This is a genomic window from Bifidobacterium cuniculi (assembly GCF_000741575.1).
GTDB lineage: Bacteria > Actinomycetota > Actinomycetes > Actinomycetales > Bifidobacteriaceae > Bifidobacterium > Bifidobacterium cuniculi.
Genome location: NZ_JGYV01000024.1, coordinates 59,491 through 65,969, shown reverse-complemented (window position 1 = coordinate 65,969; position 6,479 = coordinate 59,491). Strand labels below are relative to the sequence as shown.

Here is a 6,479-nt window from a genome sequence, read left to right as displayed (position 1 = left end):
ACCGGGTCAAAGAACTCAAAAGTTCTTTGACCCGGTGCCCGCTTTAAGTCGGGATTCACCCCCGTCCGGGTGCCCGCTTTAATTTCGGAATCCCCGAGAAAAGTCACGGAAAAACGAGAGGTTTCTCAGTCCAGCGTCACGACCACCTTGCCCGTCACCTGGTGGTCGGTCAGCAGGGCCAGGCCGTCGGTGAGTCGTTCGAAGGGCAGGACCGTGTGCACCAGCGGGTCGATCCGGCCCATCGAGGCCATCTGCAGCAGGTCGGTGGCAATGGTTCCCAGGTCTCGCTGCTCGGCGGGGTTGCCGGATGCGTGGGCGCCGCCCAGGTTGACCATCTCCACGCTCAACGCCCGCTCGAACAGTGCGCCCGGCTGCGGCTCCGGCGTGCCCACGATGGACACGAGCTGGCCGTTGTAGGCGAGGCGGTCCAGGTCGCGGGTCGCCTCCACGGCGCTGACGGTGTCCACGACCAAATCGACACCCATGCCGTCGGTGAGTTCGTCGATGCGCGTGCTCACGTCTTCCGTGCGGTAGTCGATGACCGCGTCCGGTTCCAGTTCGCGCACCGCGTCCATCTTCCCGGTGGAGCAGGTGGTGAAGGTCGTGACGCCGTGCATCTTCGCCAGCTGCAGGGCGATGCCGCCAACCGCGCCGGAACCGCCCTGGATGAGCGCGGTGCGCACCAGGTTGAGGTTCGGCTTGCGGTTGATGGCCTGGTAGGCGGTCATGGCGGAGCACAGCAGGCCGGCTGCCGTCTCGTACGTCACGCCCTCGGGGATGAGTGCGAGCGCATACGTGGGTTCCGCCACGTATTGCGCGAAGGAGCCGTTGCGTCGCAGGTCGCCATGGCAGGAGACGCGCATGCCCACCTTCCAGTGGTCGTCCACGCCTTCGCCGAGGGCCACGATTTCACCGGCCGCGTCCAGGCCGAGCACGTGCGGGTAGGTCCAGGCATCGTCGTGCGAGGCCACCAGCTTGCAGTCCACCGGATTGAGTCCCACGGCGTGCACCTTGACCAGCGCCTCGCCCGGGCCAGGTTCGGGCATGGGCACCTCGTCGAGGGTGACCGAACCGAGCGTCACGCAGGACGCGTCCTCGAGCACATATGCCTTCATGGCCTTCACCTGGCCTCGTCCAGATGCATGCCCGGCTTCATGTCCACCGGGTGTTCGTGATCCTGGACCACGCCGAACACCTTGAGCATCTCGTAGATCTCCGTGCCCTTGGTGCGGCCCAGCGCCATCTTGATGGCGCCGTGCTCGATGGCATGGTTGCCCATCGTGGTCAACGGCTGGCCGTCGCGCAGCTTGACGGCCGCGTTGAGCAGGTCACGCACGTCGTATTCGCTGTTCCACACCTCCGGCACGCCGCGGTCCACGTCGCACAGCGTGTACACGGATTCCATGCCGGTGCGCATCGAGTATTCGGTCGTGAAGATCGTGTCGCGCGGTTCCTCGGCGAACTGGCCGATGAAGGCGAAGTTCACCGCGCCGTCGGGCACGACGTCCGGACGGTCGCCCAGCTCGCGCGGCATGAAGAAGGCGTCGATGTACGGCATCATGACCGGCACCGTGTTGCAGTGGTTCTTGGCAAGGTCCTCGATCCGGTCCTCCGGCACGCCCATGTGGTAGAGCCACTCCTGGGCGATCTCCTCGCCCGTGCATTCCTGCATCGGCTTGTGCACGTAGTTGCCTGGCTTGTCCGCGAACAGACCGTAGATCCACACGCTGACCTGGTCCTTGGGCTGGTCGCGGAACTGCTGCTGGCGGTTGACGGTCCAGCTCATGAGCCAGTTGGAGTCCTCGACGGTGACGATGCCGCCGGTGACCACGTGGCCGCCGAAGGGGCTGCGGCCGGTGATCTTCTCGATGTAGGGCGGGATTGCGTCGTCGAGCGTGGTAGCGGTGGCGCTCATCCACTTGGTCAGGTTCGGGTCGTAGATGAATTTCTCCGGATGGCCGAAGCTGGGGTCGACGGCGGCGATGCGGTTCCACATGTCCCAGCCGTTGCCGGGCTTGAGGGAGGGGTCGAAACCGGCCGGCGTGGTCTGGTTGCCTTCGGTCGTGCTTTCCACCAGGCCGCCGTTGGTGATGAAGACGAGGTCGTTCTCGGTCAGTTCGGTCGTGGTGGTCTTGCCGGTCGTCAGGTCGGTCGTCACGAAGGTCTTGGCGACCTTCTTGTTGGGGGTGCCGTACGGGTTGCGCTTGAAGGCGCCATTCTCCGCCTGGGCGCGCTGGGCCTCGTCCATCGCGACATTCGTGAAGGCGCGCACCGGTCCCTTCTCGTCCGGGCTGATCTCGAAGGTCACGTCGTCCACCGAGGTCTGCATGTGGAACTGCACGCCGTGTGCCTTGAGGTAGTTGACGAGCGGCAGGATCATCGACTCGTACTGGTTGTAGCGGGTGAAGCGCAGGGCCGAGAAGTCCGGCAGGCCGCCGATGTGGTGGATGTAACGGTGGATGTACCGCTTCATCTCGAGTGCGGAATCCCAGTTCTCGAAGGCGAACATGGTGCGCCAGTACATCCAGAACTTCGTGTCGAGCACCTTGTCGTCGAAGTAGTCGCTGATCTTCTTGTTGGCGAGCTCCTCGTCGGTCGCCAGGTACAGCTTGAGGATCTCCATGCAGCCTTCGTCGGAGACGTCGAAGCGGTTGTCGGTATGCGCGTCCTGGCCACGGTTGACGGTGGCGCGGCACAGCGAGTAGTTCGGGTCCTCCTTGTTGAGCCAGTAGTAGTAGTCGAGCATGGAGACGTGCTCGTCCTCGATGCTCGGCACGTCACGGTAGACGTCCCACATGACCTCGAAATGGTTGTCCATCTCGCGGCCGCCGCGCATGACGTAGCCTTCGCCGGCGATGAAGGCCCCGTCGAGCGCGCCGCCGGGCAGCTTGTCCTTCTCGTAGACGTGGATGTGGTCTCCCGGCATCTGCGCGTCGCGCACCAGGTAGAAGGCGGCCGTCAGGGCAGCCAGGCCGGTGCCGATGATGTAGGCGCTCTTGTCCTCGATCCCCTCCGGCTTCCTCGGATGGGCGAATGCCTCGAAATTTCCTGCGGAATAGTACATGGTTCCTCCTCACCGACCGACCGGGGCCCGCCGGGATTCGCGTTCGCCGCACCGGATCTCGGCGCGGTCTGTGCCCCCATTGTGGGCCCGTGACCTGTGAGGGACGGCGATATTCACTGACAGCGAGCCGACTGTACATCGCCTGAAAATGTGCCCCGCGCGCATGGCAGGCGAGGCACGTTCCCGCCATGCGCCAGCCGGCTCCCGCCCGTCCGGCGCATGGCGACGGTCAGCGACCGAGCGTCTGGCCGGGCGTGAGGACACCCCCACCCGGAACTCGGAAGTGGCGTCAATGGCGGTGCCGGCGAGTGCGAATCCATTGGTCATCCGCCTGTTCCTTGCTCTTGTTTGGCCTTGTGTCATGTACGGTTCCATTGTCCTATCGGCCAAACGGGAACTGCACTTTTCCGCATGCGGTTCTGCAGTGTGGTTCCCGGGCACAGCGACATGCCGACGCCTCCGGTATATGCTGGGTGGGTTGCCGTTTGCCAGTTTCCGGAGGATTCGCATGAAGGATGCCATGGACATGGTCGCCCGCACCGATGCGGGGCGCGAGGAGTACCTGCGATTGACCGCGCACGCGTCGCAGGACGCCGACGCCTGGCAGGCCGCCGCCGACGGCACGCCGCAGCGCGGCGACGCCCTGACGCAGGTCGGCGACATGCTCACGGCGGCCGCGATGCGTCCGCTGCGACGATCCGTCGAAGGCGCCGCCATCAACGGCGGCAGCGCGGACGCCGCCGAGCTGTACCGCGACTCCTATGCGGCATGGCAGGAAGTGCATGACACGGCGAAGGCGATGGAACGCCTGTGGTATGCGCCGCACTCTCCTGCCCCGGCGCGCGCCGACGCCATGCGCCTGCTCACCTGGCAACTGCGTGACGCACATGACGAGCTCGACTGGCTCGCACGGACGATCGGCGCCGACGCGGCAGCCCGCATCCGTGCCGACGTGCTGGGCCCCACCGCGCCCAAGCGCACCTACCACCGGCGCAAGCCGAAGGCGACACCGCGCTTCCGTGGCAACGAACTGGACGACCCGACGCCGGTATACCGGGAAATCGCACTGCTGCAGGACCGCGCCGTGGAAGAGGTCCGGCAGGATGTGGAGGATGCCGAGGCGCAGGGGATGCGGCCCAGCGAAGCCATGGTGCGTGCGTATGGCGCCGCGGCACCGCGTGGCGTGCTGGTGGGCATCGATTTGGAGACCACCGGCCTGAGCCCCTACTCCGATTACATCGTGGACGCCGGCTGGGAACGCTACGACCTGGCCGACGGGCGCGCCTTCGATGCCCAGCGGCACACCTACGGCATCAGCGCCGAGCGCGCCGCATTGGGACTGCGGCGCCAAACCGTGGAGCTCAACGGCATCGACGTGCCGCAGCTCGAAGGCTTCATGCCCTTCCAGGAGGACGTGGCAGCACAACGCCGGATGATGGACGTGCTGGACGGCGCCACGATGGTCGCCCACCATGCCCGCTTCGAGCGGCATTTCCTGACGAACAACTGCGCCGGCTTCGCCGAGGCCGTGCGCGAGGGGCGCACACGGATCCTCGACTCGCGCATGGTGGCCGTGCATGCGGACGACTACCGCTCGCGCGGCTTCACCCTGGAGGACTATGCGCGCCGGCATGGGGCGATCGACGCCGCGCAAGGCGTACGGCTGCCGGCCGCCGACGGCGGCGTGCTCGCCCTGGACCAAGGCGAGGACGAACGGCACCTGGGCCTCGAGGACACGCACATCATGATGGAAGCACTCCACCGTCACCTCACCCAACTGCATGACCGCTTCGCCAAGGGCGAGCCGGTCATGGCGGACGACGAGTCGACGAGCGACGACGAGATCATGCTGTTCCAGGCAGCAGCGAATCGGTTCTTCTCCCGGGAATGACGCACTTTCCAGATTGCCAGCCACTGCATTGACACAGATTCGGCTTGAGTCGATCCAATCCAAGTCCCTGCCCATGCCTTGGAACAGGCACCGAGAATTGTCAGCATACTGAAAATCTTTACTCAACAAAGGAAAAATCTTCAGTATACTGAACATATGTTTATCGAGCGTCCCGATCTCATGAACCATCTCGACAAGTACCGTGACAGGGATCTCGTCAAGGTACTCACCGGCGTGCGTCGTTGCGGCAAGAGTACGTTGCTCATGGAATTCGCGCGGCGACTTGTCGAATCCGGCGTGCCGCAACAAAACGTGTTCATACGCCGCCTCGACGAGTTCCAATATCTCTTTGATTATTCCGCCCGAGATCTTCATCAGGAAATCTCGCACGCAATGGCCGGGAAAGCAGAAGGACCCTTCTACGTATTCCTTGACGAAGTTCAGGAAGTGGACGGTTGGGAACGTATCGTACGCGGCCTGGAGGCAACAGATGGCGTGGACGTCTACATCACCGGATCGAACGCATACCTGCTGTCCAGCGAACTGGCAACGCTCCTGACCGGTCGGTACATCAGCATCCACGTGCAACCTCTGTCCTTCGTGGAAGTCGCCACCCACTTCCAGTCGTCGACCCCCTCCCACTCCCTGGAAGAACTCTTCCTGGGATACATGCGGCACGGCGGCATGCCGGCCATCTATGAACAAGGAGCGCCCGATGGCACCACCTGGGCAGAGACATTGACCGATATCTACGAAAGCGTAGTCAACCGAGACATTGCAGCACGTAGCCAAATCCGCGACAAGGCCGCGTTGGGAAGACTATGTCAGTATCTGTTCAGCACCTCTGGCAGCTTGGTCAACGCAACGAAAGTCGCCAATGCGCTGAAGCAGAGCAACGCCTCCATTTCGCGCAACACCGTCGAACAATGGATGGAGACAATGAGCGATGCGTTCCTGCTCTATGCCGCACCTCAGGAACGCCTTCGCGGAAAAGCACTGCTGAATCCGAACAGGAAATGGTATCCAGTGGACAACGGGTTCAGGAACCTGGCGACCGGAAACCCCGCTTCGGATCGCGGGGCGCAGCTGGAAGGCATCGTGTTCATGGAGCTCATACGGCGCGGTTATGCCGTGACCGTCGGCGATCTCGGCGAGCCCAGGGACAGCGGCAGCGAGATTGACTTCGTGGCGCGCCTCGGCACGAAACAACTGTATATCCAGGTAACGCTCGACATGTTGGACGACCGCGTGCGCACGCGTGAGCTCAAGCCACTGCAAGCGCTTACCGATGCCCATGAACGCCTGGTATTGACGTTGAATCGCCTTGATACCGGCATGACGGAGGAAGGCATACGCATTGAGTACATTCCCGAGTGGCTGATGAACCGCTAAATCTTCGAACTTGTACGCATCGGTACGACTTCGGATCGCCAGTACCGACGCATGGATTGGCGGTATACGCAAAAGGGGGGTTCCCTTGCACGTGTGCAAGGGAACCCCCTTTACCGCCCTTGGCTATGCCGC

The 6,479-nt window shown here is 63.6% G+C and carries 4 protein-coding genes; 2 read left to right on the top strand and 2 right to left on the bottom strand.

All coding sequences use genetic code 11. The annotated features are described in order from the left end of the window. Nucleotides 1-125: 125 nt before the first annotated feature. Together BCUN_RS09595 and BCUN_RS09590 are read right to left on the bottom strand one after the other, a co-directional pair. Complete coding sequence (locus BCUN_RS09595; protein WP_033516349.1) at nt 126-1,115, bottom strand: zinc-binding dehydrogenase; 990 nt, start codon at nt 1,113-1,115, stop codon at nt 126-128. A 5-nt stretch (nt 1,116-1,120) separates the two neighbouring features. Then, nucleotides 1,121-3,064: an oleate hydratase gene (locus tag BCUN_RS09590; RefSeq protein ID WP_051921012.1), complete on the bottom strand. Its 1,944-nt coding sequence runs from the start codon at nt 3,062-3,064 to the stop codon at nt 1,121-1,123. A gap of 508 nt (nt 3,065-3,572) precedes the next feature. Between BCUN_RS09590 and BCUN_RS09585 the strand changes: the two genes are divergently transcribed. After that, a complete protein-coding gene (locus tag BCUN_RS09585) occupies nt 3,573-4,955 on the top strand; it encodes a 3'-5' exonuclease (protein ID WP_051921011.1) in 1,383 nt (460 codons plus the stop codon). A 156-nt stretch (nt 4,956-5,111) separates the two neighbouring features. Continuing rightward, nucleotides 5,112-6,347, top strand: coding sequence for an ATP-binding protein (locus BCUN_RS09580; protein ID WP_033516339.1), 1,236 nt, complete (start codon nt 5,112-5,114; stop codon nt 6,345-6,347). Nucleotides 6,348-6,479 lie beyond the last annotated feature (132 nt).

Excerpts from the sequence above, each read along its gene's own strand:
- BCUN_RS09595 (WP_033516349.1), bottom strand. The coding sequence starts at position 1,115 with ATGAAGGCATATGTGCTCGAGGACGCGTCCTGCGTGACGCTCGGTTCG.
- BCUN_RS09590 (WP_051921012.1), bottom strand. The coding sequence starts at position 3,064 with ATGTACTATTCCGCAGGAAATTTCGAGGCATTCGCCCATCCGAGGAAG.
- BCUN_RS09585 (WP_051921011.1), top strand. The coding sequence starts at position 3,573 with ATGAAGGATGCCATGGACATGGTCGCCCGCACCGATGCGGGGCGCGAG.
- BCUN_RS09580 (WP_033516339.1), top strand. The coding sequence starts at position 5,112 with ATGTTTATCGAGCGTCCCGATCTCATGAACCATCTCGACAAGTACCGT.